The sequence below is a fragment of the Chromobacterium sp. genome, assembly GCF_041912965.1.
In the GTDB taxonomy this organism is placed as follows: Bacteria; Pseudomonadota; Gammaproteobacteria; order Burkholderiales; family Chromobacteriaceae; genus Chromobacterium; species Chromobacterium aquaticum.
The window spans coordinates 1-26,072 of record NZ_JAYSGF010000027.1; the positions used below are offsets into that span (position 1 = coordinate 1).

The following is a 26,072-nucleotide window of genomic DNA, read 5'->3' on the forward strand; positions in this document are numbered from 1 at the left end:
TCCACTTGGCTTTCCTGGCTCTATTGCTCCGGAGATCGTAAACAGGTTCTAAGAAAATGCCCGCTGAAGCGGGCATTTTGACTGGGCGCCATGGCGCCAAGGCCGGCGTTTCACAGGCGATATTGCGACAACGTGGCAATCTGATCCCGGGCCAACCGGTCCAATTGCTGCGCATTGCTGGCGGTTTCCTGCGCCGCCGCGCTGGCCTGCTCCGACATCTGTGCAATGCTTTCCACCTGCACCGCGATATTATTGGTGGCGCTGCCCTGCTCCTTGATCGCCGCCGAAATCTCGCTGACCATGCGCACGGTGTCGCCAGTGGCGCCGCCGATCTGGCGGATGGCGGTGTCGGCGTCATCGGCGCGCGCCACGCTGTTCTTCACCAACTCTTCCGCGCTCTGCATCTGGGTACTGGCCTGGCGCGAACGCTCCTGCATCGCCGACAAGGTGCTGGAGATTTCCTGGGTCGAACTGGTGGTGCGCTCCGCCAGCATGCGCACCTCGTCCGCCACCACCGCGAAGCCGCGTCCCATCTCGCCGGCGCGCGCCGCCTCGATCGACGCATTCAGCGCCAATAGATTGGTCTGATCGGCAATGTCCTTGATCACGCCGACCACCGCGTTGACCTGGCCGCTGAATTTTTCCAGCTCGCGTATGCTGCCCGCCGCCTCGTCCACCGCCCGCGAAATTTGGCGAATATCGTTGATGGTCTGGCTGATGGTGGCCGAACCCTCTGTCGCCATATCGCCGGCGGAACTGGCCAGGCCATGGGTTTCATGCGCGCGGTCGGCGACATGGTTGACGCTGACCGTCATCTGTTCGATGGTGGCCGCCACATTGGCCGAGGAGCTGCTTTGCGAGGCCGCCGCCGCGGCCACCTGCTCAGAAGTCTGGTTCAGCGCCTGCGACGCGCCGGCCACCTCGCGGGCGCCGGACAGAATGGCGCCGAGGTTCTGTTGCAAACGCCCCAGTAAGTCATTGAAGGCGCTGGCGGTGACGCCAATTTCATCCATGCGCGTCACCGGGGCGCGGCGGGAGAAGTCCAGTTGCTCGCTGACTTGCTGAATTGTTTGCTGGATTTGCGCCAGACCGCGACGGATCACGGCGAAGACCTGGCCGCCCAGCAGCGCCACCAGCAGCAGCACCAGCAGGATGAAGCCCGCCATCAGCCAGATCGTGCGCTGAAACGCCTCTTCGTTCCTTTTCTGGATCTCGAAAGCCACTTGCATATTGAAGTCGACATGCGCGCCTATCGCTTTGCGAAAGTCACTGGTGGCCGCGCCCATCGCCCCGCTGACGAACTCCTTGTTGGTGGCGGCGATATCATTGCTATTGGAAATGGCGAACAGCTTCTGCCTGGCTTCGCGCATCCGCGCCAAGGCGCGCAGGTCTTCGTCCAGCAGCTTGCGGTCGCGCTCATCGTAAACATCGTTCTTGCCATAAGAGTCCAGCACACCGCTTAGTAGCTGATCCGCTTGCGTGGCCAGTTCTTCCGCCGCGCGCTTGTCTTCCGGCCGGCTGGCCAGCACATGGCGGATGATGCCGCTGCGCATGTCGATGAAGGCACTGGTCGCCTTATTCAGCTCACGCACGCTGGGAACCAGATTGCCCAGCGCATCGTCGAAACGCTGCTTGGCCCGCTGCTGCTCCCATAGGCCATAGCCTCCAACCGCCAGCACGGCCAGCAGGCTGGTCAATAGCAACATCGCGATTCTTTGCACGATCGTCATCTACGCTCTCCTCTGTCTTTCATTGCGCATAACTGGATGGCCCGCCGTCATGCGATCACTATAGGCGATGGCGCGGTCCACTCACTCCGTGCCCATGCATGTCCACCGTGCGGGATGGAATTTCAGCGCGGGCCAAGGCCTCTCACTTTGCCGCAATTTCTTAATGTTTTCACTTTCTTCGGTGGAGCCTGCCTTTGCGCAATGGCCGCGGCGCTTAGAGCCTGTTCAAAGTCTCGCGAGCAAGAGCGAGACAAGGTGAAAACGGCGGAGAAAGCGGAATGTAGGAGTGGTGCATGAGCCTTTCGAATGCGTGTCACGTTTCACGACGCGCAGCAGGCTTTGAACAACTTCTTAGAGCCTGTTCAAAGTCTCGCGAGCAAGGGCGGGACAAGGCGAAAACGAGCGAAAAAGCGGAATGTACTCGTGGTACATGAGCATTTTGAGCTTGGTTTCAACGCCGTATCGCCGAAGCGCAGCAGACTTTGAACTGGTTCTTAGTCAAAATGGAAGGAGAGCTACATGCTTGAATCCTGGGTCCGATTTTCCGTGCTCTTGTCGATAGGCGTGGCCGTGTTGACGCTGGCCCTCACCGCTTTCCTGCTGCTGCGCGCGTTTGACCGGGATTCATCGCTACGCAAATTGTCCGGCCAACAGATTCAGGATGGCGTCAGGCTGGATGCGGAGCTGTTGTCTATCCGGCAAACCGGATTACTGGTGAATCAGAAGCCGATGATGCGGCTGGAATTGAAAGTGTCGCAGGATGGCTTCAACCGGGAACTGACGATTGAACAATTGATAGACCTGGGCAATATGCCGCGCGCCGGCGAGCGCGTGGAAATCATGGTGGACCGTCAAAACCCCGCCCGCGCCAGCTATCTGCGGCCGGCGCCGGCGGTGCGGCAGTCCTGACGGCGGCTCAGGCCCGGGTGGGCTTGCGCGGACGCCGCGCCCGGCGTTGCAGCAATTCCTCCAGCTGCGCGCAAATCTCCAGCGATGCGCGCATGCCCAAGCCCTGCTGCAGCGCGTCGCGTTGCGGCGGCGCGGCCTGGGCGAACAACATGGTTTCCTTCAGCAGCGCATTGATCGAATCCAGCCCGCCCTGGGCGTGCGTCTGCAAGCGGGCGTTGATGCGGCGCAGGCTGTCGGACACATCGATGGAATCCGTCACCGCGCTGTTCAGCCGCATCAGCTGCGCGATCTGCAGATAATCCTGCAGCTTGATCGCGCCATGCTGATTCATGGTCAGCACCAACCCTTCTATGATTCTTTCCAGCGCGGCTTGCCGCGCTGCCAGCATTTCCAGAATGTCCTCCATCTCCACTCCTTGGCTATCAGGCGCATGCGGCACAGATTAACTAGTAAACACTTTCAAATACATATTGATTTATACCAGTTTACTTGCCTGCCTTATCGCGCCGGGTTTTTATCGGCTTATGGCATTAAATATTCATTATGATAAATGGGTTTGGCAAGCAAAAAGCCGCTAGCGTGCCGCGGCTGTCGCCAAATTGACGCGTCGCTGAAACAAAAAACGGCGGGCCAGAGCCCGCCGTTATCCCCGCCGCGCGCTGCCGCGCCGCGGCTTACATCAGGTTTTGCTCGGCCACGTTCAGGTTCAGGTCTATCATCTGCTCGCTGCCGCCCTGCTCGGCCCCGGCCTTGCCGTCCAGCCGCTCGGCCTCGATCGCGTCCAGATAGGCCGGCGTGATGTCGCCGGTGATGTACTCGCCGTTGAAGCAGGAAGTTTCGTAGCTGCTCAGCTTGGGATTGACGCTGCTGACCGCCTCTTCCAGCGCGGACAGGTCTTGGTAGATCACCGCGTCGGCGCCGATCTCGCGCGCGATCGCCGCCTCGTCGCGACCGGTGGCCAACAGTTCCGCCCGCGTCGGCATGTCGATGCCGTACACATTGGGGAAACGCACCGCCGGAGCGGCCGAGGCGAAATACACCTTCTTGGCGCCGGCGTCGCGCGCCATCTGCACGATTTCCTTGGACGTGGTGCCGCGCACGATGGAATCGTCCACCAGCAGCACATTGCGGCCCTTGAATTCGCAGGCCACCGGGTTCAGCTTCTGGCGCACCGATTTCTTGCGCACCGCCTGGCCCGGCATGATGAAGGTGCGGCCGATATAGCGGTTCTTGATGAAGCCCTCGCGGTACGGCAGGCCCAGATGGTTGGCCAGTTGCAGCGCGCTGGGGCGACTGGTGTCCGGAATCGGCATCACCACGTCGATGTCCAGCTCCGGCAAGGCATGGCGGATTTTCTCCGCCAGCTTCTCGCCCATCACGATGCGCGCCTGGTAGACCGAGGCGCCGTCTATCACCGAATCCGGGCGCGCGAAATACACATACTCGAACAAGCAAGGCGCGTGACGGGTGTCGCTGGCGCAGCTGCGGGCGTGGAATTCGCCGTCGAAGCTGACGAACACGCCCTCGCCCGGCTGCACATCGCGCAGCAGGCTGAAACCGGAACAGTCCAACGCCACCGATTCCGACGCGAACATGTATTCAGTCTTGCCGTTGTTGACGCAAGTGCCGATCACCAGCGGACGGATGCCGTTGGGGTCGCGGAAGGCCACCAGGCCGTAGCCGGCTATCATCGCCACCACCGCGTAAGCGCCGCGCACGCGGCGATGCACCGCCTCGATGGCGCCGAACACCGCGTCCACGCTCAACTCATTGCCGCTGAGGCGCTGGGTTAGTTCGTGGGCGAACACGTTCAACAACACCTCGGAGTCGGAGTTGGTGTTGATATGGCGAAGATCATGGCGGAACATGTCGGCCTTGAGTTCTTCGGTATTGGTCAGGTTGCCGTTGTGCGCCAGCACGATGCCGAACGGCGAATTGACGTAGAAGGGCTGCGCCTCGGCCAGGCAGGCGGCGGAGCCGGCGGTGGGATAGCGCACATGGGCGATGCCGGCGCTGCCCAGCAGCGAACGCATATTGCGGGTGCGGAACACATCGCGCACCATGCCGCTGCCCTTGTGCATGTGAAAGGTCTTGCCATTGGCGGTCACGATGCCGGCGGCGTCCTGACCTCGATGCTGCAGCACCTGCAAACCGTCATACAGCAACTGGTTGACCGGAGCCTGACCGACCACGCCTAGAATTCCACACATCTTTTGCTCTCTTCCCTACAACTAAAGAAACGGACAAAAAAACAAGACAAAGAAAAAGGCGGAATCTTGAAGTGAAGATATCAAGATATTCCGCCTTGTTCACCAGCTACCCGGTGTAGTGGAGGTTATCGGCCAGCATCGCCGGTAACCAGGGCCTTAATGATAAGGCCACTGATTCGAATGGCGCCGAGAGCACGGCATTCCTCCACATGGGTTGTCGCGGCAGATCGCTCAAGCCGCCTACCAAAACCAAGGCCGTCACCAGCACCAGCCCGCGGGCCAGGCCGAAAACAGCCCCAAACAATCGATTGACCCCGCCCAGGCCCACGCTGTCCAGCATGCCGGTCAGCGTGACCCGCAGCAAGGCGGTGGCGAGCCAGGCCAGGAAAAACACCGCCACGAAGCCGGCCACCAGCCTCAGGCCTTCCGAACTCAATTCGCCGGGCAGGAAAGCCGACACCACCGGCGAAAACTGCTTGGCGCACCAGAAGGCGATCAGCCAGGAGCCCAGCGACAGCACTTCGGCCACCAGGCCGCGCATCATCGCCACCAGGATGGAGCCGGCGATGATGGCGATGGCAATATAGTCGAAGAGGGTCATGACGGCTACTTGGTCACTATGATGCCGTTAACGCCGGCCTTGGCCAGCTTCTGCAAAGTGGCCTGCGCCTCGGCGCGGCTGTTGAACGGCCCCACCCGCACCCGGGTGACCTCGCCCTTACTGGTCTGCACCTTGCTGAAGTGGGCGGTGACGCCTATCGACGACAGCTTGGACTTCAAGGCGTCGGCCTTGTCCGGGTCCGACAGCGCCGCCAGCTGGATCACCGACTTGCCTTCGGCCTTGGCCGCCGGCTCTTCTTTCTTGGCCGCCGGCTTGTCCAGCGAATCGAAGCGCCCTTCCAGAATAGCCGCCGGATCCGGCTTGCGCGCCGGTTTCTCTTCCAGCTTGATGTCGGGCTTTTTGTGCTCCGGCTTGGCCGGTTTCGGCTCGGGCTTGTGCTCGGCCTTGGGCTTGGTTTCCGTTTTGGCTTCCGGCTTGGGCTCGGGCTTGGCTTCCGCCTTGACGGCGGGCGCCGGCTGGACCGCGGGCGCGGCCGGCGTCATCGTGGACAGATTGGCGGCCAGTTCGGTGGCGCCCGGTTTGGCGCTGGGCCGGGCCTCGGCCAATCCGGCGGACGCGGCCTGCGGCGCGGAAGCGGCCTGGGCCATAGGCGGCAGCACGGCGGCGCCGGCCGACGCGTCCGCGTGGCTGGCGGCCGGCGCGGACGCGCCCAGCACTTCGATCGACTCCGGCTTCATCTGCTGCTCGGGCAAACGCCCTACCACATTCCACAACACTACGGTCGCGATGGTAACCAATACGACAGCGCCCACCAGACGGCGTCTGGCGCGCTTGCGCAACAGGATCAACTCCTCGTGGGTGGATAAGGCCATGCTCTCCTCAAGCCGGGTGTTGCCGGGCTTCCATCACCTCGGCGACGGTGTGGAAGGAACCAAAAACGACGATTCTATCACTCTCCTCCGCCTGCGATAAGGCTGCCGTCCAGGCTTGCGCCACGGTGGCGAAGGATTGTACTCGCGTCATGCCGATTTCCGCCAGCTTGGCGGCGATGCGCTCGCCGCTCTGACCGCGCGGCATGTCCAGCCCGCCGACGAACCAGGCGTCGAACTCCTCGCGCGCCAGTTCCGCCACCTGGGCCAGGTCCTTGTCCTCCAGCATGGAGAACACCGCCAGCCGGTTGCGCGCGAACGGCAGCTGCTTCAGGCTGGCCACCATGGCCTTGACCGCGTGCGGGTTGTGGCCCACGTCCAGCACCACCGCGGGACGGCCCGGCAGCACCTGGAAGCGGCCCGGCCATTCCACCTCCAGCAGGCCGCGCTTGACCGCGCCTATGCCCACCGGCAAGCGCTCCTTCAGGCATTCCAGCACCGCCAGCGCCGCCGAGGCGTTGACCATCTGGTAGCCGCCGCGCAGCGCCGGAATCGGCAAGGCGTGGCGATGGGCGTCGCCCATGTGGAAGGACCATTGATTGTCCATGCGCTGGAAACCGAAGTCCGGACCATACAATTTCAGATCCGCGCCGATGGCGCGCGCGTGCTCGATCAGCCTGGCCGGCGGCTTCGGGTCGGCGCACAAGGCCGGCTTGCCGGCGCGGTAGATGCCGGCCTTCTCGAAGCCGATGTCCTCGCGGTTATCGCCGAGGATGGCCTGGTGGTCCAAGTCCACGCTGACCACCACCGACACGTCCGGCTCGAAAATATTGACCGCGTCCAGGCGGCCGCCCAGGCCCACCTCCAGCACGATCACGTCCACCTTTTCCGCGACGAAGCTGTGCATCGCCGCCAGGGTGCCGAATTCGAAATAAGTCAGCGAAGTGTCGCCGCGCGCGGCGTCTATCGCCTCGAAGCTGGCGACGATGCGCTCATCGCTGGCCGGGGCCAGATCGATGGCGATGCGCTCGTTGTAACGCAGAATGTGCGGCGAGGTATACGTCCCCACCTTGAAGCCGGCGCGGTGCAGCATGGTGGACAGCATCGCGCACACCGAGCCCTTGCCATTGGTGCCGGCCACCATCACCACCGGGCAGGACGCTTGCAGATTCATCGCGGCGCGCACCCGCTCCACGCGGGCCAGGCCCATGTCGATGGCGGTGGCGTGCAGGCTCTCCTGCCAGCTCAGCCACTCGGCCAGTGTCTTGTGTCGAGTCATTTCGTTTCAGTCGAGTCCGTCTTGTCCGCGGTCTGGAACCACAGCAGGTAGGCGCGCAGTTGGCGGCGTCCATCCGCCGGCGCCGAATCCGGCCACAGCATCAGCGAGCGCCGCCGGCCGTCCAGCGTCACATTCAGCACCGTCAGCCACGGGGTGACGAAGCAATCGTCCAGCACCCGCGCCGGCAACGCTGCCTCGCGCCACAGGGTCAAACGCCCCAGTCCATCCACCTCCAGGCGGCGGAAACGCGCGGCGTCGCGCCAGCCATCGGCGCGCAAGGCGCGCCAGCTCAGCCAGGCCGCCGGCGCCAACAAGGCCAGCCAGGCCGGCGGCAGATAACGCGCCACCGTCAGCGACAACGCCGCGGCGGCCAGCGTCACCAGCGCGAGCCAAAGCCGCGAGGGCCTCAGCTCGAAGCCGAACGGCGCCAACAGCTGCCGCCGGGCCATGGCTCAAAGATCGATGGCCGGGGTGTTGCTGATGTCGGCGTCCACGCTGTCTATCAGCGTGGAGTGGATTTCCACGTCGAACCACTCCCAGAACGCCTTCAAGGACAAATCCTTGGGCCAGAGTGCTTCGTCCTCGTACCAGGACGCTAGTTCCATCTTGAACAATTGTTCGTAGATTTCGTCGATGTAGGCGACGCCCTCTTCCGGCTCGTCGAACTCCGGCAGCAGGATCACGGTGCAGTCGGTGCGCAGGCTGTCCAGCGCCAGGTCCATATCGTTGTCCGGGGCCTGGTTCAGCCAGTCCAGGAACGGTTGCTTCGGCTTGATCACGGCCACAGAGCGGTCAACGAAGTACATAGCATGCCTTTCATTCAAGTTTGGCCGGCATTGTAACAGCACAAACCGCGCGGCGCTAAGCGTGGAAAGGTGAAGCCCATGTTACAATTCGAGCAACTTTCCATACAGAAAACAATACTCACATGGCCCTGATTACCGTCGAGAAAGCCTGCCTGGCTTTTGGTCACCACGCACTGCTGGATAATGTCGACTTCGCGCTGGAGCCGGGCGAGGTGGTCGGCCTGATCGGCCGCAACGGCGCCGGCAAGTCCTCGCTGCTCAAGAGCGTGGCCGGCGCGGTGGCGCTGGACGACGGCCGCGTCAACATCAAGGGCGACGTCAGCGTGGCCTATGTGCCGCAAGAGCCGGAACTGGACCCGGAACACAGCGTGTTCGAAGCGGTGGCCGAAGGCCTGGGCGAATTGAAAAGCCTGCTCACCGAATACCATCAAGTCACCCATCAGCTGACCCAGGCCGACGCCGACCACGAACAGGCGCTGGCGCGGATGGAACATATCCAGCACGAGCTGGAAGCCCGCGGCGGCTGGCAGTTCGACGCGCTGATCTCCTCCACCCTGTCCCATCTGGACCTGAACCCGGACGCGCGCATCAGCGAATTGTCCGGCGGCTGGAAAAAACGCGTGGCGCTGGCGCGCGCGCTGGCATCCAAGCCGGACGTGCTGCTGCTGGACGAGCCCACCAACCACCTGGACGTATCCGCCATTGAATGGCTGGAAAGCCTGCTCAAGAATTTCAGCGGCAGCGTGCTCTTGATCACCCACGACCGCCGCTTCCTGGACAATGTCGCCACCCGCATCGTGGAACTGGACCGCGGCATTCTGCGCAGCTATCCGGGCAGCTTCTCCAGCTACCATGTGCGCAAGGCCGAGGAACTGGCGATAGAGGAAGAGCAGAACCGCATCTTCGACAAATTCCACGCCCAGGAAGAAGTATGGATCCGCAAGGGCATCGAGGCGCGCCGCACCCGCAACGAAGGCCGGGTGCGCCGGCTAGAGGCGATCCGCCGCGAACGCTCGGCGCGGCGCGAGCGCGTCGGCCAGGTCAACTTCCAGCTCAATGCCGGCGAACGCTCCGGCAAGCTGGTGGCGGAACTGGAACACGTCAGCAAGGGCTTCGAGGGCAGAACCCTGATCCGCGATTTCACCACCCGCATCCTGCGCGGCGACAAGATAGGCCTGATCGGCCCCAACGGCGCCGGCAAAACCACCCTACTCAAGCTGATCCTGGGCCAGCTGGACGCGGACAGCGGCAGCATCAAGCAAGGCAGCAAGCTGGAGATCGCCTATTTCGACCAGTTCCGCGAGCAGCTGGACGAAGACAGCAGCGTCGCCGACATCATCAGCCAGGGCAATGACTTCGTAGAAGTCGGCGGCGTCAGAAAACACGTGATGAGCTATCTGGAGGACTTCCTGTTCTCGCCGCAGCGCGCGCGCAGCCCGGTGCGCTCGCTGTCCGGCGGCGAGCGCAATCGCCTGCTGCTGGCGCGGCTGTTCACCCGCCCGGCCAATGTGCTGGTGCTGGACGAGCCCACCAATGATCTGGACATCGACACGCTGGAACTTCTGGAAGACGTGATCGCTCAATACTCGGGAACCGTGTTCCTGGTCAGCCACGACCGCGCCTTCCTCGACAACGTGGTCACCCAGGTGATCGCCTTCGAGGGCAACGGCCGGCTGGAAGAATATCCGGGCGGCTACCAGGACTGGATCGACACCAAGGCGCGCATGGCGGCGATGAAACCGGCGGAAAAACCGAAGGAAACCACCGCTCCGCAGGAAAAAGCCAAGGACAAGCCCAAGTCCGCGCGCAATAAACTGTCCTACAATGAGACGCGAGAACTCGCCGCGCTGCCGGACGAGATCGCCGCGCTCGAAACCGAGCAGGCCAGCCTGAATCAGCGTTTGCTGGACCCGAACTGCTACCGCGACACGCCCAAGGAGGCCATCGCCTGGCAGCAGCGGGTGGAACAGATAGACGAGACGCTGATGGAAAAGCTGGCGCGCTGGGAAGAACTGGAGTCAAAGCAACAATGAGCAAGATCCTGCCGCCCTCGCCCTCTTCGCCGCTGGACCGCCGCGCGCTGCTGCGCGGCGCCGCGCTGCTGTCCCTGGCCGGCCTGCTGGCCGCCTGCGGCACCACCCCCACCAAGGTGGCCGGCGGCGGGCGCAAGCCGCGCCCTTCCGGCGATGTCAGCCTGTCCGGCCTCAAGGCCGACGGCGCCGGCCGCGAAATCCTGATGTATACCCTGGGTCTGCTGGACCTGGACTACAAGTTCGGCGGCGCCAACCCGGAGGCCGGCCTGGATTGCAGCGGCATGGTCAGCTACATCTATCAGAACGCCGTCGGCGTCAAACTGCCGCACAACGCCGCCCAGATCGCCAATGTGGCGCGGCCGATTCCCGACAGCCGCATGCGCGTCGGCGACCTGGTGTTCTTCAACACCATGAACCGCCCGTTCTCGCACATGGGCATCTTCATCGGCGACGCCAAGTTCGTGCACGCGCCGCGCACCAATAGCGCCATCCGCGTGGCGCGGCTGGACAATAGCTATTTCGCCGCCCGTTACGAGGGCGCGCGCACGCTGTTCAGCTAAGAACCTGTTCAATGTCTACCGCGTTTCGTGAGGCCTGGCGCACAGAATGCCGCATCGAAAAGCGCTCACCACACCAACGCCGGCCTTGCGCCGGCGTTTTCCGTTCCGTTCGAGACCGGCCCCAGCAACGCCCGTTCCACACAATCCAGCGAACGCGCCGGCTCCGCCCCGGCCATCCGCGCCGCCAGCTCGCGGCAGGACTGGCGCACGCTTGGCGCCGCCAATAGCCGTCGCAGCCGTTCATGCATGCGCGCGCCGGACAAGCGCCGCGCCAGCAGCACCTCGGCCACGCCTAGGCGCTTGGCGCGCAAGCCATTGTCGAACTGGTCATAGGCAAAAGGCACGATCAATTGCGGAATGCCGGCGCGCATCGCGTCGGCGGTGGTGCTGACGCCGCCGTGATGCGCCAGCGCCGCCACGCGCGGCAATAGCGCGGCGAAAGGCGCGTGCGCCTGCCACAGCACAGAGTCCGGCAGAGCCGGCGGCAACTGCGCCGCGTGCGGCGTAACGAAGATCCCGCGCCGCCCCAGCCTCCGCAAGGCCAGCAGCGCGGCGTCGAAGAAAGCCGCCGCGTGCCGATGGCCGGTGCCCGGCGTGAACACGATGGGCGCATCGCCGGCGGCCAGGAAAGCCTCCAGCTCCGCGCTCAGCCCGGCTCCCGCCGCCGCCGGCAACATGAAATCGCCCTGCGCGCATGGCCGCGGCCAATCCGGCTGCACCGCGGCGAACCAGTCGGGAAACAGCGCCACCGATGCATTCGGCGCCCGCAGCATGTGCTCGAAGAAATGCGGCTCCGCCGCCAAGCCGCGCTGCGCGCGCGCCGCGTTCAAGCCGGGCAAGGTCTGCGCATTGAACCAGCGATGCAGCCAGCGCCACAGCAGGCCGGTCACGGCCGGCGGCAGCCAGCCGGGGATGCGCAGCGAGCCCAGGCTCAGCAGATCGTGACTGCTGCACAGATTGGACGGCGCGAGATAGGCGGCGACGATGCGCAAATCCGGCCGCGCCGCGCGGGCCAAGGCCGCCATCGGCACCAGGACGGGATGACACAAAACCACGCAGTCCTCATCCGCCGGCAGCGCCCGCACCCGCTCCCGCAAGGCGTCCAGATCCGGAACCAGGCTCTCCCACAGCACGCCCCAGCTCTTGTGCTCATGCCATAGGTCGGGATTGTCCAGCGCCGCCTGCTCCCGCTCGATACTGCCGAACAGCCAGTACGGCAGGCCGGCCGCCCGCGCCGCCTCCTCCTGCAAGGCCGGCGCCAGCAGCAGCACCCGGTGGCCGCGTTCGCGCAGCCCGCGCGCCAGCGCGATAAAGGGCTGCATGTCCCCGCCGGTGCCGCTGGACGCCACGATGATCAAAGGACCGCGCGCCGGATCCACGCCGCCAGACGGCAACGACTGCTTCCGCTCCATGACCTGCCTCCATGCTCTAGCTTGGCAAGCCAGTTTACGCCAACGTCATTTATTCGGCAAAAAGAAACCGCCACTAGGGGCGGTTGCGTGGGCATGGCGCACTCGCGCCATGGCTTGGAAGCTGTTTACGATCTTTCGCGCAGCGGATTCAATGTATTGAACAATGATCTCACTCGGAAAGATCGTGAACAGGTTCTTAGAGCCTGTTCAAAGTCTCGCGAGCAAGAGCGAGACAAGGCGTTGCGGCTGAGAAAGCGGAATGTACACACGGTACATGAGCATTTCGAAGTCGTTTTCAACGCCGTATCGCAGAAGCACAGCAGACTATGAGCAGGTTCTTAGAGCGTGAACTGCTGCACCACGCCGCGCAAGGACACGCCGCGCTCCAGCAGATTGACCACGCCCTGCTGCGCCTCTTCCGCCGCCAGGCGGTTTTCCTCGGCCGAGCTGCTGACCGATTCCACACTGCCGGCCAGATGCTGCGAAGCATTCGCCTGCTCTCGCACCGCCGCCGAAATATCGCCCATGCCGCGCGACACGCCCTGGATCTGCACCGAGAAGCCCTGCAAGGTGTCCTGCGCCTCGCCGGCGTGGCTGACGCTGGCGTCCACCCGGTCCACCGCCGCGCGCATGCCGGCGATGGCGGAAGCGGAATCCTGCTGCACCGAATCTATCATCGAGCCGATTTCCACCGTGGCGTTGGCGGTGCGTTCGGACAGCTTGCGCACCTCGTCGGCCACCACCGCAAAGCCGCGGCCCTGCTCGCCGGCGCGCGCCGCTTCGATCGCCGCGTTCAGCGCCAGCAGATTGGTCTGATCGGCAATGTCCTTGATCACCGCCACGATCATATTGATCTCATTGGTGCGCGCGTCCAGTTGGTCCAGCTTGCCAGCCAGCTGCGTCACTTCCTGCTGCACCGTCTGCATGCCGCTCACCGCGTTCTGGATGTATTGCACCGTGGTCTGGGTCTGGCCTTCGAACGAAGACATCAGATTGGCCGCGTCCTCGGCGATTTCCGAGACATGGGCGATGCTCACCGCCAGCTCTTCCACCGCCGCCGCGCTGCCGCGCACATCCTCGGCCTGCTGACTGGAACGCGCGGCCACGCCGCCCACCAGTTGATCGATATGCTGCGATTCGCTCTGCACCGCGTCGGATTCGCCGCGGATTTCCAGCAAGCGCTGGCGCAGCGCCGCCATGAAGGTATTGAAGGAGGACGCGATGCGGCCCACCTCGTCGCGGCTGCGCACCGGCATGCTGCGCACCAGGTTCCAGTCGCCGCCGGCCAATTGCTGCAAGGCCACGTTCAGCTCATTCACCGGCTGCACCATGCGATTGGCCAGCAGCAGCGCCACCAGTTGCGACATCAGCAGCAGGCCCAGGCCCACCGCGCCGCTCTGCCACAGCACTTGCATGCGCAGCGCTTCCACCTTCTGCAGCGAGGTGTCCACCCCCACCACGTAGCGCATGCCGCTGGCCGAGGTGAAGGGCACGAACACCGAGCGGAACAGGCCGAACTCGCCCTGGTACTCCTCGTACTGGACGCTGCCGCTATTGAAGGCCGCGGCCAGGCCGGCCGGCACGTCCTTGTACTCGGCCAGGAACCATTGCTGATACTGGCCGGACTTCACCTCGCTGGGGCTGGCGGACGAACTGGTATAGAGAATGCGGCCACCGCGCTGAATGGTGGAATAGGCGTAAGCCAGGCCGCTGTCGCGGGTAAAGTCGGTCAGCTGCTTGGTGGTCACCTGGCTGTTGGGATTGCTGTCCGGCAGCTGATCGTGGAAGTTTTCGCCCACCATCTGGCGCGCGGCGTAGGCGGCGGTCAGCAAGGTCTGATCCACGCCCTTCATTTCGGAGTCCACGGTGCTGCGGTAGGCGTAGACCGAATAAACCGCCACGATCAACAGGCTCACCAGAGTAAAAGCGGCGGATAACTTGGCCCGCAAGCCCCAGTCCTTGTTCAAGACACTCATACGGATGCATTCCCTCGACATTCATTACCAAAAACAAGTCCCCGCCGCTGGCGGCAAGTCGGCCCGCGCGGCGGCGCCGCAGGTCCAAGCAATGGATCAGGCAGAAATCGACAAGTGACGATGGCGACGCCGCGGTGTCACGCGGCGCTGGCGGGGATGGATAGACAGGCGGCGCGCCGAAACGGACGTCCCGGCGCGGCAGGCGCTGAATATGGAAAGCGATGATAACGCCAATCACTGGCAAAGCGTTGCGGGTGACTTTGGTAGTTTGCACATAGCAAGTGCATAATCGCTTTCTCTCCAGCTAAAGCGAGCTGCCCTGTCTTTGTTTTTAAAGGATTTTTTAAAGATAAACCCAGGCATTGACCAGTGTTAAGTAAAAACACCTAAGTCATCTGTATGCTTGAGCCGGCGCGCCCATCAAGACCGCGGACAGGTTCTTGGCGCCTGATTCTCAGGCGCGCAAGCCTTGCAACATCCACGCCATCTGTTCCAGCGACATCACCTCGCCCACCCCGCCGCGGGCGATGGCCGCCTGCGGCATGCCGAACACCACGCAGGAGCTTTCATCCTGCGCCAGCGTGCGCGCGCCGGCATCGTGCATCTCGCGCATGCCGCGCGCGCCATCGTCGCCCATGCCGGTGAGAATCAGGCCCACCCCGCTGCTGCCGGCGCTGACCGCCACCGAGCGGAACAGCACGTCCACCGAAGGCCGATGCCGCGACACCGGCGGGCCGCCCTTGATCTCGACGAAGTAACGCTTCTGCCGGCGCTGCACCAGCAAATGCCGCCCGCCCGGCGCGATCAGCACCGTGCCGGGGCCGACCACGTCGCCATCGCGCGCCTCCCTCACCTCCACCTGGGCCAGCTGGTTCAGCCGCCCGGCGAAAATGGCGGTGAACCCTTCCGGCATATGCTGCACCACCACCATGCCGGGCCCATATGGCGGCAAGCGCTGCACCAGGAATTCCAGCGCCTGGGTGCCGCCGGTGGACGCGCCCACCGCGATGATGCGCTCGCTGCCGGGCGCCGGCTTTTTCAACTCCGGCGGCGGCGCCAGAATGGCGTCGGCGTCCAGCCTGGGCGCCGGATAGCAGGACGCCGCCACCTGCTTCAGCGCCTCCACCTTGACGCGCGCCGCAGCGCGCACCTCGTCCACCAGTCGCTTGGCATTGTCGTGGAACTGGGTCCTGGCGTTGAGCAGCGGCTTGAGCAGCACCGACACCGCGCCGGCGCTCATCGCCTCCAGCGACACCGCCGCGCCCTCGGTGGTCAGCGCGGAACAGATGATCACCGGTGTCGGCCGCTCCGCCATCACCTGGCGCAAAAAGGTCAGCCCGTCCATCCGCGGCATCGCCAGGTCCAGGATGATCACGTCCGGCCAGCGTATCTTCATCCGCTTCATCGCGTACAAGGGGTCCGGCGACGCCGCCAGTACCTTGATGTCCGGCGCGGTGGCCAGCATCTGGCCCAACATCTCGCGCGCCACCGCGGAGTCGTCAACAATCAGAACGGCGATGCTCATCGATTCTTCCATCCGCAAAACGCGAGTCCAGCCGATAACGCGACGGCGCCTCCTGAGTCAGCGGCAGCTCCAGGTGGCGTATCGATTCCGAATGCCCGATGATCAGGTGCCCGCCCTCGCGCAACTTGTCGCACAACGCCAGCAATACCCGCAGCTTGGTGGCCTCGTCGAAATAGATCAGCACATTGCGCAGAAAGATCACATCGAAGCGGCTGTGCTGAAAATGCGCGGCGTGCAGCAGGTTCAAGTTGGAAAAACTCACCTTGCGCGCCAGCTCCGGCGCCACCTTGACCATGCCGGCGTATTCGGCGCGTCCGCGCAGCAAATAACGCCGCCACAGATCCGGCGGCGTCCGGCTCGCCTTGGCCTGCGGATAGACCGCGCGCCGGGCGAAAGCGGTCACCCGGGTATTGATGTCGGTGGCGTACACCCGCCACAGCCCCTGCAGGCCCAGTGTTTCCGCCAATATCATCGCGATGGTGTAGGCCTCCTCGCCGCTGGAGCACGCCGCCGACCACAGCCGCAGCTCGCCGCCGCCCTGCCGCCGCGCCGCCAACTGCCGCAGCCAGGCGAAGTGTTCCGGCTCGCGGAAAAAATAGGTTTCATTGGTGGACAGCAGATTGATCGCGTACTGCCGCTCCAGCGCGTTGGCCGGGTCCGCAATCATCCGCCAGTAAGCGGCATAGCTGTTCAGCCGCAGTTGTCTAAGCCGCTTGGCCAGCCGCGACTGGATCAGCGAGCGTTTGCCCGGCGACATGGCGATGCCGGCGGCCTGATGGATGAAGCGCCGCAGCTGGGCGAACTCGCCGTCGCTCAGCATCGGCGGGGCCGGCAAGGGCTCTTCCAGGTGGAACACTTACAAGGCCTCGATATCGTCGCTGAGAAACTGCTGCGTCACCGCCTCCGCCATCGCGCTGAGCTCGGTCACCGACAGCGCTTGGCGCACATCCAGCAGAATGGCGAAGCGCTGCTTGATGGTGGCGATGCCCTGGATGAAGTCGCTGCGGATATTGGAGCCGAAGCTGGGCGAGGGATCGATCTCCTTCAGCGGGATTTCCAGCACCTCGCACACCGAATCCAGCAGAATGCCGATATCGGTGTAGCCGCCCTCCAGGCCGGGCAAGGACAGGATGGCCACGCAGGTGGACGCCCGCAGCGCGGTCCGACCGCGGCCGAAGCGCACCGACAAATCCACCACCGGCACCACCGCGCCGCGCAGATTGATGATGCCGCGCACGAAGGCCGGCATCATCGGCACCTCGGTGATGCCTTCGAATTCGACGATCTCGCGGATGAAGCCGATCTGGATGCCGAACAAATCCTCGCCGAGGATGAAGGTCACGCAGTGGAATGTCTGCTCGCCGCTCTCGGCGGCCTCTTGCTCGCTGTGTTTCATCGCCGGCCCCTTCAATACTTGGAAAACTTGTCCTCGTCCACCGTCAGGTCGAAATCGTCATCGTCGTCCGGCGGCGGCGCGGCGGGCTTGGCCGCGTGCAAATGGCCGATGTGCAACTGCCGGCCGCGGCGGGCGCCGCGGGCATTGCGCAGCTTGAACTGCTGCATCAGCTCCTGCAGCTGCATCGCCGCCGAACTCAACTCCTCGGAGGTGGAACTCAGCTCTTCCGCCGAGGTGGCCGACGACTGCATGCCGTTGCTGATCTGGGTCACCGCGCTATTGATCTGATCGATGCCGCTGCGCTGCTCGCGCGAGGCGGCGGAAATCTCCTGCACCAGGCTGGCGGTCTGGTCTATGCCCGGCAACATCTCCTGCAACAAGAGGCCGGCCTTTTCCGCCACGCCCACCGAACGGCTGGCCAGATCGCCAATCTCCTTGGCCGCCACCTGCGAGCGCTCCGCCAGCTTCCTCACCTCCACCGCCACCGTGGCGAAGCCCTTGCCGTGCTCGCCGGCGCGCGCCGCCTCTATCGCCGCGTTGATCGCCAGCAAATCGGTCTTGTTGGCGATATCGTTGATCACCGTGATGCGCGAGGCGATCTCCTTCATCGCGTGCACCATATCGCCCACCGCCGCCCCGCCCTGGGTGGCGCTGGAGGCGGATTTGGACGCGATGCCCTCGGTCACGCGCGCATTGTCGGCGTTCTGCGTCACCGTCGCCGCCATCTCCTCCACCGAGGCGCTGGTCTGCTCGATGCTGGACGACAGCTCGGACGAGGTCTGCGCCAGGGAATTGGCGGTGGACGATACCTCCTCGGACGCCGAGCCTATCGCCTCCGACATCGCGCTGACTTCGGACAAGGTTTCGGACAAGCGATGCGCCATCGCCTTGATCGAATACAACAGGCTGGAAGTGTCATCCGGGTGCAATTTCACCGGCACCGACAAATCCCCGGCCGCCACCCGCCCCACCACCTGCACGGTGTAGGACGGATCGCCGCCCAGCTGCTTGAGCAGGCTGCGCGCCACCATCACCCCCAGCGCCACGCTCAGCAGCACCGCCACCACCACGATGGCCACCAGCAAACGCAGCGCGTCGCCGCTGATGACCTTGGTTTCCGCCAAGGAGCTGTCGGCCAGCTTGGCGTTAAGAATGACCAGCTCGGTCAGCACGCTGTCCACCGCCTGGAACGCCGGCCAGCCCTTGTCCGCCATCAGCTTCAAGGCGAGCTTGTTGTTCTCGCCGTCGCCGCGGTCGGTGTAGGACAGCTTCTTCACCTCGTTGACATAGGACTGGTAATTGGCCCAGGCGGCGTCGAAACGGCGCAGCGCGTCCACCTCCGGCGGGGTCAGATCGGTTTTGCGATAGGCATCCAGGCTGGCGGTCATGCTCTTGTCGAAACCCGCGATCTCGGCGTCCACCTCATCCATGGTCTTGGTGTCGGTTTCCGCGATATAGCGATACAAGGAGCGATTGCTGGCCATCGCGCTGCGCGCCGCGTTGCCGATATCCTTGATCGGCGTCAGTTGGTTGTCGAACAGGTTCACCATCACCGTGCTCATGCGCTCGGTGGCGGAATAGCTGACAAAGCCCAGCGCCAGCAAGAACGCCAGCACCAGGGAGAAGGAAATGACCAGCTTGGTCTTGACCTGCGCATTGTGAAACCACTGCATGGCTGTCTCCTGGCGCGCTAGCCGCGCTAGATCATGTCGCTCGCCGGCGTTTCGCTGGCCTGACGAATCCGCCGCCGCTCGCGGCGGCAGGCGTGGTGGATCAATTGCGGAACATCCAGCACCAAGGCCGGCTTGCCGTTGCCCAGAATGGTGGAACCGCTGATGCCGCGCAGCGAGCGGAAGATGTCACCCAGCGGCTTGATCACCGCCTGCACCTCGCCCATCAGCCTGTCCACCACGATGCCGGCGCGCTTGTCGCCGTAATGCACGATCACCACGAACTCCGGCCCGGCCGCCGGCGGCAGGCCGAACAACTCGCGCAGCGAAACAAAGGGCAGCCAATCGCCGCGCACATTGACCTGGCGCGTCTGCCGCTCCATCGCCGCCTGCGGCATGTCCACGCACTCGATCATCATCTCCAGCGGCATCACCAGCGACGACTCATGCACCTCCACCCGGAAACCGTCGATGATGGCCAGCGTCAGCGGCAGCCGCAGACGGAAGGTCGTGCCCAGGCCGGGCCGGGAATGAATTTCCACCTCGCCGCGCAAGGATTCGATATTGCGCTTCACCACATCCAGCCCCATGCCGCGGCCGGACAGATCGCTGAGCGCGCGCGCGGTGGAAAAGCCGGGCAGGAAGATCAGATGCAACAGCTCCGGCTCGCTCAAACTCCGGCCCTCGGCCACCAGGCCGCGCTGCAGCGCCTTGGCCAGCACCTTGTCGCGGTCTATGCCGCGGCCGTCATCCTCGATTTCCACCACCACCGAGCCGGCGTCGTGGAAGGCATTCAGCGTCAGTTGCCCGGTTTCCGGCTTGCCGGCGGCGCGCCGCTCTTCCGCCGGTTCCAGGCCGTGATCCACCGCGTTGCGCACCAGGTGCAGCAAGGGATCGGTCAAACGCTCCACCATGGATTTGTCTATCTCGGTGTCCGCGCCGCGCACCGTCAGCTGTATCGATTTGCCCAACTGGCGCGACACCTCGCGCACCATGCGCGGAAAGCGGCAGAACACCTCGTCCACCGGCACCATGCGCAAGGTCAGCGCGTCGTCGCGTATGCCTTCCACCAATTCATTGATGATGGCCACCGACTCCAGCAGCTCGCCGTCGCCGCGCATCTGCGCGATCAGCTTGGTGCCGGCGGCGGCGATCACCAATTCGCCCACCCGGTTGATCAGCCTATCCAGCTTGCCGGCCTCGATGCGGATATAGTGGCTGTCGCCGCGCGCCGGCTTGCCCGCCGCCGCGCCGGGCTGGCCCGCGCCCGGCTCAGCCGCCAGCCAGGCGGCCTCGCGCACCCGTTCCGCCTCCATCGGCGTCAGCGCGCCGCACGCCAGCCAGCGCTCCAACTGCGGCTCTATCGACGCGCCCAGCCGCTCCGCCAGCGCGCGGAACGCCGCCAGCGGCGCATGCGGCGGCAATATCCCCACCAGGCTGCCCTCGGCGATGAACTCGAACGCATCGCGCACCTGCTCCAGGCTGGCCGAACTCTCCAGGCTCAACTCCAGGCCAAGCAGGCAATCCGTCGGCTCCAGTTCGGCGAACTCCGGCAGCGGCGGCCACACCGGCGCCACCGCGCTCAAGCGCCCCAACTGCGCCAAATAACGCAGGCAGGCCAAGGGATCGAAACCGTCGCGGAACAAATCGGGATAGAAACGCAGCGACAACTGCCAGCAAGGCGTGGCGGCGGCATCCAGCGCCTCCTCGCCCGGAACCGCGCAGGCCGCGTCCTCCAGCAGGAACAACTGCAAGCGCTGCAACAGCGGCGCGCCGTCCGGCCAATCCGGCTCGGCGTCCACCGCCACCGCCTCCACCGCGTCCAGCATGCGCCGCAGATGATCGTTGCCAGCCAGCAGCAGGCTCACCAATTCGTCGTCAAGCGTGATCTTGCCGCCGCGCAAGCGCTCCAGCACGCTCTCCAGCGCATGGGCGAAGGCCACCAGCGCCTCGTGGCCGAAAGTGCCGGCCGAACCCTTGATGGTGTGCGCGGTGCGCAGCAACAAATTGAAAGTCTCGGCATTGGCGGGAAAGGCCACCGGGTCCAGCAAGGCGCCCTCCAGCGCCGCGCACAACTCGCGCGACTCCTCCAGGAAAATCGCCCTGGCCTTAGCCCAGTCCACCAACGCCTCCCGGCGGCGGCGTCAGTGTCACCCCCAGCAGCCCAAACGCCTCGCACAGCAAGGGATTGTCCGCTCGCCACTCCACGCGCCGCGCCTGCCGGCCAAACACCAGCAGCAATTGCACCGCGCAGCCGTCCAGCTCGGTGATGCCGGCAAAACCCAGCGACACCGCCTCGTACTCCAGCAAGGGCAGCAGCTCGCTTTTCAGCTGCGCCGCGGTATAGACCGTCAACTCCCCGCTCAGGCTGGCCCAGGCCCAGCCATCGGCGGTTTCCAGATGCAATGCCATATCCATTCCCAAAGCAGACGCCAGATGGGTTTTAACTCACTGTTTTTACTTAAGTGTTCGCACGGTAAGTAGTCAAGAAATGGATTGTTTTATAAAAAACAGAAACCGGGCGCGGATAGCTGGCAATGCAAGCACAACTACCTATAACGATAACAGCCGGCACCGCGCCGGCACGGGCCGGGCAACAAGCGGCATGGCGGGAGGCCTATGAAACTGAGCATCAAATCACTGCTGACGGCCAGCGCCGGCGTCTTCGCCCTGCTCTTGTTGCTGCTCCTGCTCTGCACATTGCGGCTGCGGCAAGAACTGGATTTACAGGCCCAGGCCGAGGCGCAGCGCAATCAAAGCTATTTGCTGGCCAATGAGTTGAGGCAAAGCTCGGACGACCTCACCCGCCTGGTCCGCACCTACGCCGAAACCGGAGACCCGCGCTACGAACGCCAGTACTGGGCGGTGCTGGCGATACGCAACGGCCAGCTGCCGCGCCCTCAGCACTACAACCGCATCTACTGGGACTTCATGGCCGCGGACGAACACAAGCCGCAGCCGGACGGCCCCGCCGTCCCGCTGCAGCAACTGATGCGCCAGGCCGGCTTCAGCCAGCGGGAATTCGACATGCTGGGCCAGGCCCAGGCCAATTCCGACCGCCTGGTCGCCACCGAAACCGCGGCGATGAACGCGATGAAGGGCCGCTTCACCGACGGCCAAGGCGGCTACAGCCGGCAAGGCCCGCCGGACCCGGAGCTGGCCAGGCGCATCCTGCACGACCACCAATACCATGTGGACAAGGCCGCCATCATGCAGCCGGTGGACGCCTTCTACCAATTGATGGAACAGCGCACCAACCGCGCCGTCGCCAGCGCGCGGGAACGGGCCGAACTCTGGCTGGCCATCGTCATCGGCCTGATGCTGGCCGGCTGCGCGCTGGGACTGTTGATGTTCTGGACGATATACCGCCGGCTGTTCGCGATGTTGGGCGACGAACCGCTGCGCGTCACCCGGCTGATGCAGGCGGTGGCCGCCGGCAAGCTGGCCGCGGCGGCCCCGCCCGGCGGCTACCCGCGCGGCAGCCTGGCGGAAGCGATACTGCAAACCGTCACCACGCTCAGCCAGGCGATCGACGATTCACGGCGCGGCGCCGGCCATCTGTCGATGATGTCGGCGCAAATCAACCGCACCTCGCAGCAGTTCTCGCGCAACACCAGCGGCCAGGCCGCCAGCCTGGCCGAGGCCGCCTGCTCGCTGGAGCAGATCTCCTCCGCCGTCAGCCAGAGCAGCGACAACGCCAAGCTCACCGAAACCATGGCCATGCAGGCGGCGGAAGACGCGCGCCACGGCGGCGAAGTGGTCCAGCACACCGTGCTCAGCATGCAGCGCATCGCCGAACACATCTCGGTGATAGACGACATCGCCTATCAAACCAATCTGCTGGCGCTCAACGCCGCCATCGAATCCGCCCGCGCCGGCGAGCAAGGCCGCGGCTTCTCCATCGTGGCCCAGGAAGTGCGCAAGCTGGCCGAACGCAGCCAGGTGGCGGCGCGCGAAATCAGCGGCATGGCCGCCAACGGCGTCCAGCTCGCCGGCAAGGCCGGCGCGCAACTGGCGGCCATCGTCGCCTCCAGCGCCAAAACCGCCGGCCTGATCCATGAAATCGCCGCCGCCGCCAACGAACAGGCGCACGGCGTGGGACAAATCAACGCCACCATCCAGCAATTGAGCGCCGCCATCCGGCACAACGCCGGCCTGGTGGAAGAACTCGCCGCCATCTCGGCGGACAGCCGCGGTCATGCGGAACAAGTGCACGCCCAGATGCAGCGCTTCCATGCCGACACCGCTCCCGCTCCCCAACCCGGAGAACCCATCGCCGGCCGCGCCTCCGCGGGTCATGGACCCCGCCCTTGACCGGCCACCGCCACAATAGTCAGCAGTACTGTGAGGAGATCTCCACATGAAAAACCTTCGTGCCAGCCAGGCCATCACCGGCCTGCTGCTGCTCATCGCGCTCACCTTTATCGGCGTGATCTACACCTTCATCTCCATGCGCCAGGCCGTGGGCGCGATGAACGAAGCCAGCGAAAACCGCTACCACTCCTACCTGCTGGCCTCGGAACTACGACAAAGCTCGGACGACCTGACCCGGCTGGGCCGCACCTATGTCGTCACCGGGGACCCCAGCTATGAGCAGCAATACAACCGGGTGCTGGACATCCGCAACGGCAAGGCGCCGCGGCCGCAGGAGTACAACCGCATCTACTGGGACTTCGTTGCCGCCGGCCAGGACAAACCCAGGCCGGACAGCGAAACCGTGCCGCTGCAAACCCTGATGCAGCAAGCCGGCTTCACCGAGGGCGAGTTCGCCAAGCTCAAGGAAGCGCAGGCCAATTCCGACGGCCTGGTCAAACTGGAAGTGCGGGCGATGAACGCGGTCAAGGGCAAGTTCGCCGATGCCCAGGGACAGTACACCGTCAGCGGCCAGCCGGACATGGAACTGGCGCGCAAACTGGTGCACAGCAAGGAATACCACCAGTTCAAGGCCCAGATCATGAAGCCCATCGACGACTTCTTCGTGCTGCTGGACCAGCGCACCAATGCCGCGCTGGCGCAGGCCAAGGACCGCCTGTCCAATAGCCAGCTGCAATTCCTCACCGCCATCGTGCTGCTGGTGGGCGAAATCCTGCTGCTGATCCTGCTGGGCCGGCGTCAGATCCACACCCAGCTGGGCGGCTCGGTCACCGACATCGAAGGCGTGCTGCAGGAAATCGCCTCCGGCAACCTGGCGGTGGACGTGCCCAAGGCGCCGGAAGCCAGCGCGCTGGGCCAGATCGGCGTGATGAACCAGCGCTTGCGCCGGCTGATCGGCGAAGTCAACAACAACGCCGGGCAGCTGGTCAGCGCCGTCGGCTCCCTGCACCAGACCACCAGCCGCATCAGCGACGACGCCGACCAGGTCAACCAGGCCATCAGCTCCAGCGCCGCCACCATCGAGCAGATCACCGTCAGCGTCACCCATGTCGCCGACACCACCGCCGACGCCAACGCCATCATCTCCCAGGCCAATAGCAGCGCCGAGCGCGGCCGCCTGGCCGTGCATCAGGTGTCCGCCGAAGTCGGCAAACTGTCGCAAGCCATGTCCAGCCTCAGCGACACCCTGAACTCGCTGGGCACCCGCTCGGAGGAAATCAGCTCCATCGTCAATGTGATCAAGGACATCGCGGACCAGACCAATCTGTTGGCGCTCAATGCCGCCATCGAAGCCGCCCGCGCCGGCGAAATGGGCCGCGGCTTCGCCGTGGTGGCCGACGAAGTGCGCAAGCTGGCCGAGCGTACCGCCCAGGCCACCACCGAAATCACCCAGATGACCCAGGGCATGCGCCAGCAAACCGCCGGCACCGTCGCCAGCATGCAGCAGGCGCGCTCCACCGTGGATCAAAGCGTGGACCTGGCCCAGGGCGCCGCCAGCGAAATCGAGAACATCGGCGGCCTGATGCGGCAAGTGGTGGACACCTTCACCCAGATCACCCACGCCACCCGCGAGCAATCCACCGCCGTCGGCAATATCGCCCACACCACCGAGCACATCAACGGCATGACCCGCAGCACCTCCGAAGTGGCGCAAGGCGCCAGCGCCACCCTCAGCGAACTCAACGGCCACGCCAGCAAGCTCAAGAACGTGGTGGAACGCTTCCACATCTGACACGCCGCAATGCGACAGGGCGCCGCATTGCGGCGCCCTGTTCCTTATCCGCGTAGCGGATTCAACTCATGCCACGCCTCACGACGCGCAACGATCGTAAACAGGCACTACGCCGGCACCAGGCTGGCGGCCAACGGCAAATGATCCGACAGCCGCGACCACGGCGCCCCCTTCAGCACCTCCGCCTCCAGCGGCTTCAGCCCGCGCACATAGATGCGGTCCAGCGCCAGCATCGGCAGCCGCGCCGGGAAACTGCGCGCATGACGGCCAAACAGCTGATCGAACACCTCCACCAGGCCCAGGCTGTCCATCAGCTGCTCGGTGGCCTCCTCGCGCCAATCGTTGAAATCGCCGGCCAGGATCAGCGGCACATCGGCCGGCACGTTCTCGCGCACATAACGCGCCAGGTCCAGGTACTGCTTGCGCCGGTCCCGCGCCAGCAGATTGAAATGCCCGCACAAGGTCACCACCGGCCGCTTCCAGCCAGCCGGCGTCACTTGGCAATGCAGCAGCCCACGGCTCTCGAAACGGTTGACCGAGATATCGCGGTTGCACCAGGTATTGATCGGAAAACGGGTCAGCAAGGCATTGCCGTGATGGCCATGCTCATACGCCGCGTTCAGGCCATACGCCGCCTTGTGATCCAGCCGCCGCGCCAGGAAATGGTGTTGCGGCAGCTTGGGCCAACTGGCGTGCTGCAAGGCGCGCTCCACGTTGCGGCCCTGCACCTCCTGCAGAAACAGTACATCGGCGTCTATGGATTCCAGCGCGGAGGCCATGTCGCCCAGCCGCACATGGCGGTTCAGCGGCGACATGCCTTTGTGGATGTTGTAGGTGGCTACTGTGATGGCTTTCATTTGGACAGGCTCTTGGAACCGCTTTTTTATGCTGATGCTTGAGTCGGACTCACCATCCAACGCCCCGTTCCCGTCGTGCCGGCGCGCAAGCGCCGCCGCGGCATGGACATGTATCTCCAAGATAAGCGCTGGCTGGCCAATTTCAATCTCCGCCTGCCGTTCAACTCCCTGG

Annotated in this window: 22 protein-coding genes; 5 read left to right on the forward strand and 17 right to left on the reverse strand. The window is 64.5% G+C overall.

Annotated features, from left to right (window positions below; all coding sequences use genetic code 11):
* Positions 1-110: 110 nt before the first annotated feature.
* Complete coding sequence (locus tag ACE3QM_RS14740) at positions 111-1,730, reverse strand: methyl-accepting chemotaxis protein (protein WP_374422910.1); 1,620 nt, start codon at positions 1,728-1,730, stop codon at positions 111-113.
* Positions 1,731-2,249: 519 nt separating this feature from the next.
* Between ACE3QM_RS14740 and ACE3QM_RS14745 the strand changes: the two genes are divergently transcribed.
* Positions 2,250-2,639: a hypothetical protein gene (locus ACE3QM_RS14745; RefSeq protein ID WP_374422912.1), complete on the forward strand. Its 390-nt coding sequence runs from the start codon at positions 2,250-2,252 to the stop codon at positions 2,637-2,639.
* 7 nt (positions 2,640-2,646) lie between these two features.
* On the opposite strand, the gene ACE3QM_RS14750 is transcribed toward ACE3QM_RS14745, so the two are convergent.
* From ACE3QM_RS14750 to ACE3QM_RS14780, 7 genes are all read right to left on the reverse strand, one after another.
* Positions 2,647-3,045 (reverse strand): hypothetical protein, encoded by a 399-nt coding sequence (locus ACE3QM_RS14750; protein WP_048411591.1) that lies wholly within the window; start codon positions 3,043-3,045, stop codon positions 2,647-2,649.
* Positions 3,046-3,313: 268 nt separating this feature from the next.
* A complete protein-coding gene (purF, locus tag ACE3QM_RS14755) occupies positions 3,314-4,849 on the reverse strand; it encodes an amidophosphoribosyltransferase (protein WP_048411590.1) in 1,536 nt (511 codons plus the stop codon).
* Between the two features lie 106 nt (positions 4,850-4,955).
* The gene (locus ACE3QM_RS14760; protein WP_048411589.1) at positions 4,956-5,450 is read right to left on the reverse strand and encodes a CvpA family protein; all 495 of its coding nucleotides are present in this window, start codon (positions 5,448-5,450) and stop codon (positions 4,956-4,958) included.
* A gap of 5 nt (positions 5,451-5,455) precedes the next feature.
* Positions 5,456-6,283 (reverse strand): SPOR domain-containing protein, encoded by an 828-nt coding sequence (locus tag ACE3QM_RS14765; protein ID WP_374422915.1) that lies wholly within the window; start codon positions 6,281-6,283, stop codon positions 5,456-5,458.
* Positions 6,284-6,290: 7 nt separating this feature from the next.
* Complete coding sequence (gene folC, locus ACE3QM_RS14770) at positions 6,291-7,559, reverse strand: bifunctional tetrahydrofolate synthase/dihydrofolate synthase (protein ID WP_374422917.1); 1,269 nt, start codon at positions 7,557-7,559, stop codon at positions 6,291-6,293.
* Positions 7,556-8,008 carry a protein YgfX gene (locus tag ACE3QM_RS14775; RefSeq protein WP_374422919.1) on the reverse strand — a complete coding sequence of 151 codons (453 nt, stop codon included), beginning with the start codon at positions 8,006-8,008 and terminating at the stop codon, positions 7,556-7,558. Before ACE3QM_RS14775 ends, folC begins: the two co-directional genes overlap by 4 nt.
* A 3-nt stretch (positions 8,009-8,011) precedes the next feature.
* On the reverse strand, positions 8,012-8,365 hold the full coding sequence (locus ACE3QM_RS14780; RefSeq protein WP_231465705.1) for a hypothetical protein: 354 nt from the start codon (positions 8,363-8,365) through the stop codon (positions 8,012-8,014).
* A 122-nt stretch (positions 8,366-8,487) separates the two neighbouring features.
* Between ACE3QM_RS14780 and ACE3QM_RS14785 the strand changes: the two genes are divergently transcribed.
* Entirely contained in the window at positions 8,488-10,398 is a 1,911-nt protein-coding gene (locus ACE3QM_RS14785; protein ID WP_048411584.1) for an ATP-binding cassette domain-containing protein, read from the forward strand.
* Positions 10,395-10,958 carry a C40 family peptidase gene (locus ACE3QM_RS14790; RefSeq protein ID WP_082151178.1) on the forward strand — a complete coding sequence of 188 codons (564 nt, stop codon included), beginning with the start codon at positions 10,395-10,397 and terminating at the stop codon, positions 10,956-10,958. The genes ACE3QM_RS14785 and ACE3QM_RS14790 overlap by 4 nt, the downstream gene beginning before the upstream one ends.
* Before the next feature lie 65 nt (positions 10,959-11,023).
* Here the strand turns inward: ACE3QM_RS14790 and ACE3QM_RS14795 are convergent, their stop codons facing one another.
* From ACE3QM_RS14795 to ACE3QM_RS14830, 8 genes are all read right to left on the reverse strand, one after another.
* Positions 11,024-12,370 carry a glycosyltransferase gene (locus ACE3QM_RS14795; RefSeq protein ID WP_374422923.1) on the reverse strand — a complete coding sequence of 449 codons (1,347 nt, stop codon included), beginning with the start codon at positions 12,368-12,370 and terminating at the stop codon, positions 11,024-11,026.
* Between the two features lie 338 nt (positions 12,371-12,708).
* Complete coding sequence (locus ACE3QM_RS14800) at positions 12,709-14,346, reverse strand: methyl-accepting chemotaxis protein (protein WP_048411582.1); 1,638 nt, start codon at positions 14,344-14,346, stop codon at positions 12,709-12,711.
* Between the two features lie 454 nt (positions 14,347-14,800).
* A complete protein-coding gene (locus ACE3QM_RS14805; protein ID WP_374422925.1) occupies positions 14,801-15,871 on the reverse strand; it encodes a chemotaxis response regulator protein-glutamate methylesterase in 1,071 nt (356 codons plus the stop codon).
* On the reverse strand, positions 15,846-16,727 hold the full coding sequence (locus ACE3QM_RS14810; RefSeq protein WP_374422927.1) for a protein-glutamate O-methyltransferase CheR: 882 nt from the start codon (positions 16,725-16,727) through the stop codon (positions 15,846-15,848). Before ACE3QM_RS14810 ends, ACE3QM_RS14805 begins: the two co-directional genes overlap by 26 nt.
* Entirely contained in the window at positions 16,728-17,267 is a 540-nt protein-coding gene (locus ACE3QM_RS14815; protein ID WP_048411580.1) for a chemotaxis protein CheW, read from the reverse strand.
* Between the two features lie 11 nt (positions 17,268-17,278).
* Positions 17,279-18,940 carry a methyl-accepting chemotaxis protein gene (locus tag ACE3QM_RS14820; protein ID WP_374422930.1) on the reverse strand — a complete coding sequence of 554 codons (1,662 nt, stop codon included), beginning with the start codon at positions 18,938-18,940 and terminating at the stop codon, positions 17,279-17,281.
* A gap of 26 nt (positions 18,941-18,966) precedes the next feature.
* Positions 18,967-21,060, reverse strand: a complete 2,094-nt coding sequence (locus ACE3QM_RS14825; protein WP_374422932.1) for a chemotaxis protein CheA — start codon at positions 21,058-21,060, stop codon at positions 18,967-18,969.
* Positions 21,047-21,349 (reverse strand): STAS domain-containing protein, encoded by a 303-nt coding sequence (locus ACE3QM_RS14830; protein ID WP_374422934.1) that lies wholly within the window; start codon positions 21,347-21,349, stop codon positions 21,047-21,049. Before ACE3QM_RS14830 ends, ACE3QM_RS14825 begins: the two co-directional genes overlap by 14 nt.
* Positions 21,350-21,556: 207 nt before the next feature.
* Here ACE3QM_RS14830 and ACE3QM_RS14835 point away from each other — a divergent pair, with 207 nt between their 5' ends.
* Both ACE3QM_RS14835 and ACE3QM_RS14840 read left to right on the forward strand, forming a co-directional pair.
* On the forward strand, positions 21,557-23,251 hold the full coding sequence (locus ACE3QM_RS14835) for a methyl-accepting chemotaxis protein (protein WP_374422936.1): 1,695 nt from the start codon (positions 21,557-21,559) through the stop codon (positions 23,249-23,251).
* Between the two features lie 46 nt (positions 23,252-23,297).
* The gene (locus ACE3QM_RS14840; protein ID WP_374422938.1) at positions 23,298-25,043 is read left to right on the forward strand and encodes a methyl-accepting chemotaxis protein; all 1,746 of its coding nucleotides are present in this window, start codon (positions 23,298-23,300) and stop codon (positions 25,041-25,043) included.
* 107 nt (positions 25,044-25,150) lie between these two features.
* Here the strand turns inward: ACE3QM_RS14840 and ACE3QM_RS14845 are convergent, their stop codons facing one another.
* The gene (locus tag ACE3QM_RS14845; RefSeq protein WP_048411577.1) at positions 25,151-25,900 is read right to left on the reverse strand and encodes an endonuclease/exonuclease/phosphatase family protein; all 750 of its coding nucleotides are present in this window, start codon (positions 25,898-25,900) and stop codon (positions 25,151-25,153) included.
* Positions 25,901-26,072 lie beyond the last annotated feature (172 nt).

What these genes read in the sequence shown, in the direction of transcription:
- ACE3QM_RS14740 (WP_374422910.1), bottom strand. Translation starts at nt 1,730, where the DNA reads ATGACGATCGTGCAAAGAATCGCGATGTTGCTATTGACCAGCCTGCTG.
- ACE3QM_RS14745 (WP_374422912.1), top strand. Translation starts at nt 2,250, where the DNA reads ATGCTTGAATCCTGGGTCCGATTTTCCGTGCTCTTGTCGATAGGCGTG.
- ACE3QM_RS14750 (WP_048411591.1), bottom strand. Translation starts at nt 3,045, where the DNA reads ATGGAGGACATTCTGGAAATGCTGGCAGCGCGGCAAGCCGCGCTGGAA.
- purF (WP_048411590.1), bottom strand. Translation starts at nt 4,849, where the DNA reads ATGTGTGGAATTCTAGGCGTGGTCGGTCAGGCTCCGGTCAACCAGTTG.
- ACE3QM_RS14760 (WP_048411589.1), bottom strand. Translation starts at nt 5,450, where the DNA reads ATGACCCTCTTCGACTATATTGCCATCGCCATCATCGCCGGCTCCATC.
- ACE3QM_RS14765 (WP_374422915.1), bottom strand. Translation starts at nt 6,283, where the DNA reads ATGGCCTTATCCACCCACGAGGAGTTGATCCTGTTGCGCAAGCGCGCC.
- folC (WP_374422917.1), bottom strand. Translation starts at nt 7,559, where the DNA reads ATGACTCGACACAAGACACTGGCCGAGTGGCTGAGCTGGCAGGAGAGC.
- ACE3QM_RS14775 (WP_374422919.1), bottom strand. Translation starts at nt 8,008, where the DNA reads ATGGCCCGGCGGCAGCTGTTGGCGCCGTTCGGCTTCGAGCTGAGGCCC.
- ACE3QM_RS14780 (WP_231465705.1), bottom strand. Translation starts at nt 8,365, where the DNA reads ATGTACTTCGTTGACCGCTCTGTGGCCGTGATCAAGCCGAAGCAACCG.
- ACE3QM_RS14785 (WP_048411584.1), top strand. Translation starts at nt 8,488, where the DNA reads ATGGCCCTGATTACCGTCGAGAAAGCCTGCCTGGCTTTTGGTCACCAC.
- ACE3QM_RS14790 (WP_082151178.1), top strand. Translation starts at nt 10,395, where the DNA reads ATGAGCAAGATCCTGCCGCCCTCGCCCTCTTCGCCGCTGGACCGCCGC.
- ACE3QM_RS14795 (WP_374422923.1), bottom strand. Translation starts at nt 12,370, where the DNA reads ATGGAGCGGAAGCAGTCGTTGCCGTCTGGCGGCGTGGATCCGGCGCGC.
- ACE3QM_RS14800 (WP_048411582.1), bottom strand. Translation starts at nt 14,346, where the DNA reads ATGAGTGTCTTGAACAAGGACTGGGGCTTGCGGGCCAAGTTATCCGCC.
- ACE3QM_RS14805 (WP_374422925.1), bottom strand. Translation starts at nt 15,871, where the DNA reads ATGAGCATCGCCGTTCTGATTGTTGACGACTCCGCGGTGGCGCGCGAG.
- ACE3QM_RS14815 (WP_048411580.1), bottom strand. Translation starts at nt 17,267, where the DNA reads ATGAAACACAGCGAGCAAGAGGCCGCCGAGAGCGGCGAGCAGACATTC.
- ACE3QM_RS14820 (WP_374422930.1), bottom strand. Translation starts at nt 18,940, where the DNA reads ATGCAGTGGTTTCACAATGCGCAGGTCAAGACCAAGCTGGTCATTTCC.
- ACE3QM_RS14830 (WP_374422934.1), bottom strand. Translation starts at nt 21,349, where the DNA reads ATGGCATTGCATCTGGAAACCGCCGATGGCTGGGCCTGGGCCAGCCTG.
- ACE3QM_RS14835 (WP_374422936.1), top strand. Translation starts at nt 21,557, where the DNA reads ATGAAACTGAGCATCAAATCACTGCTGACGGCCAGCGCCGGCGTCTTC.
- ACE3QM_RS14840 (WP_374422938.1), top strand. Translation starts at nt 23,298, where the DNA reads ATGAAAAACCTTCGTGCCAGCCAGGCCATCACCGGCCTGCTGCTGCTC.
- ACE3QM_RS14845 (WP_048411577.1), bottom strand. Translation starts at nt 25,900, where the DNA reads ATGAAAGCCATCACAGTAGCCACCTACAACATCCACAAAGGCATGTCG.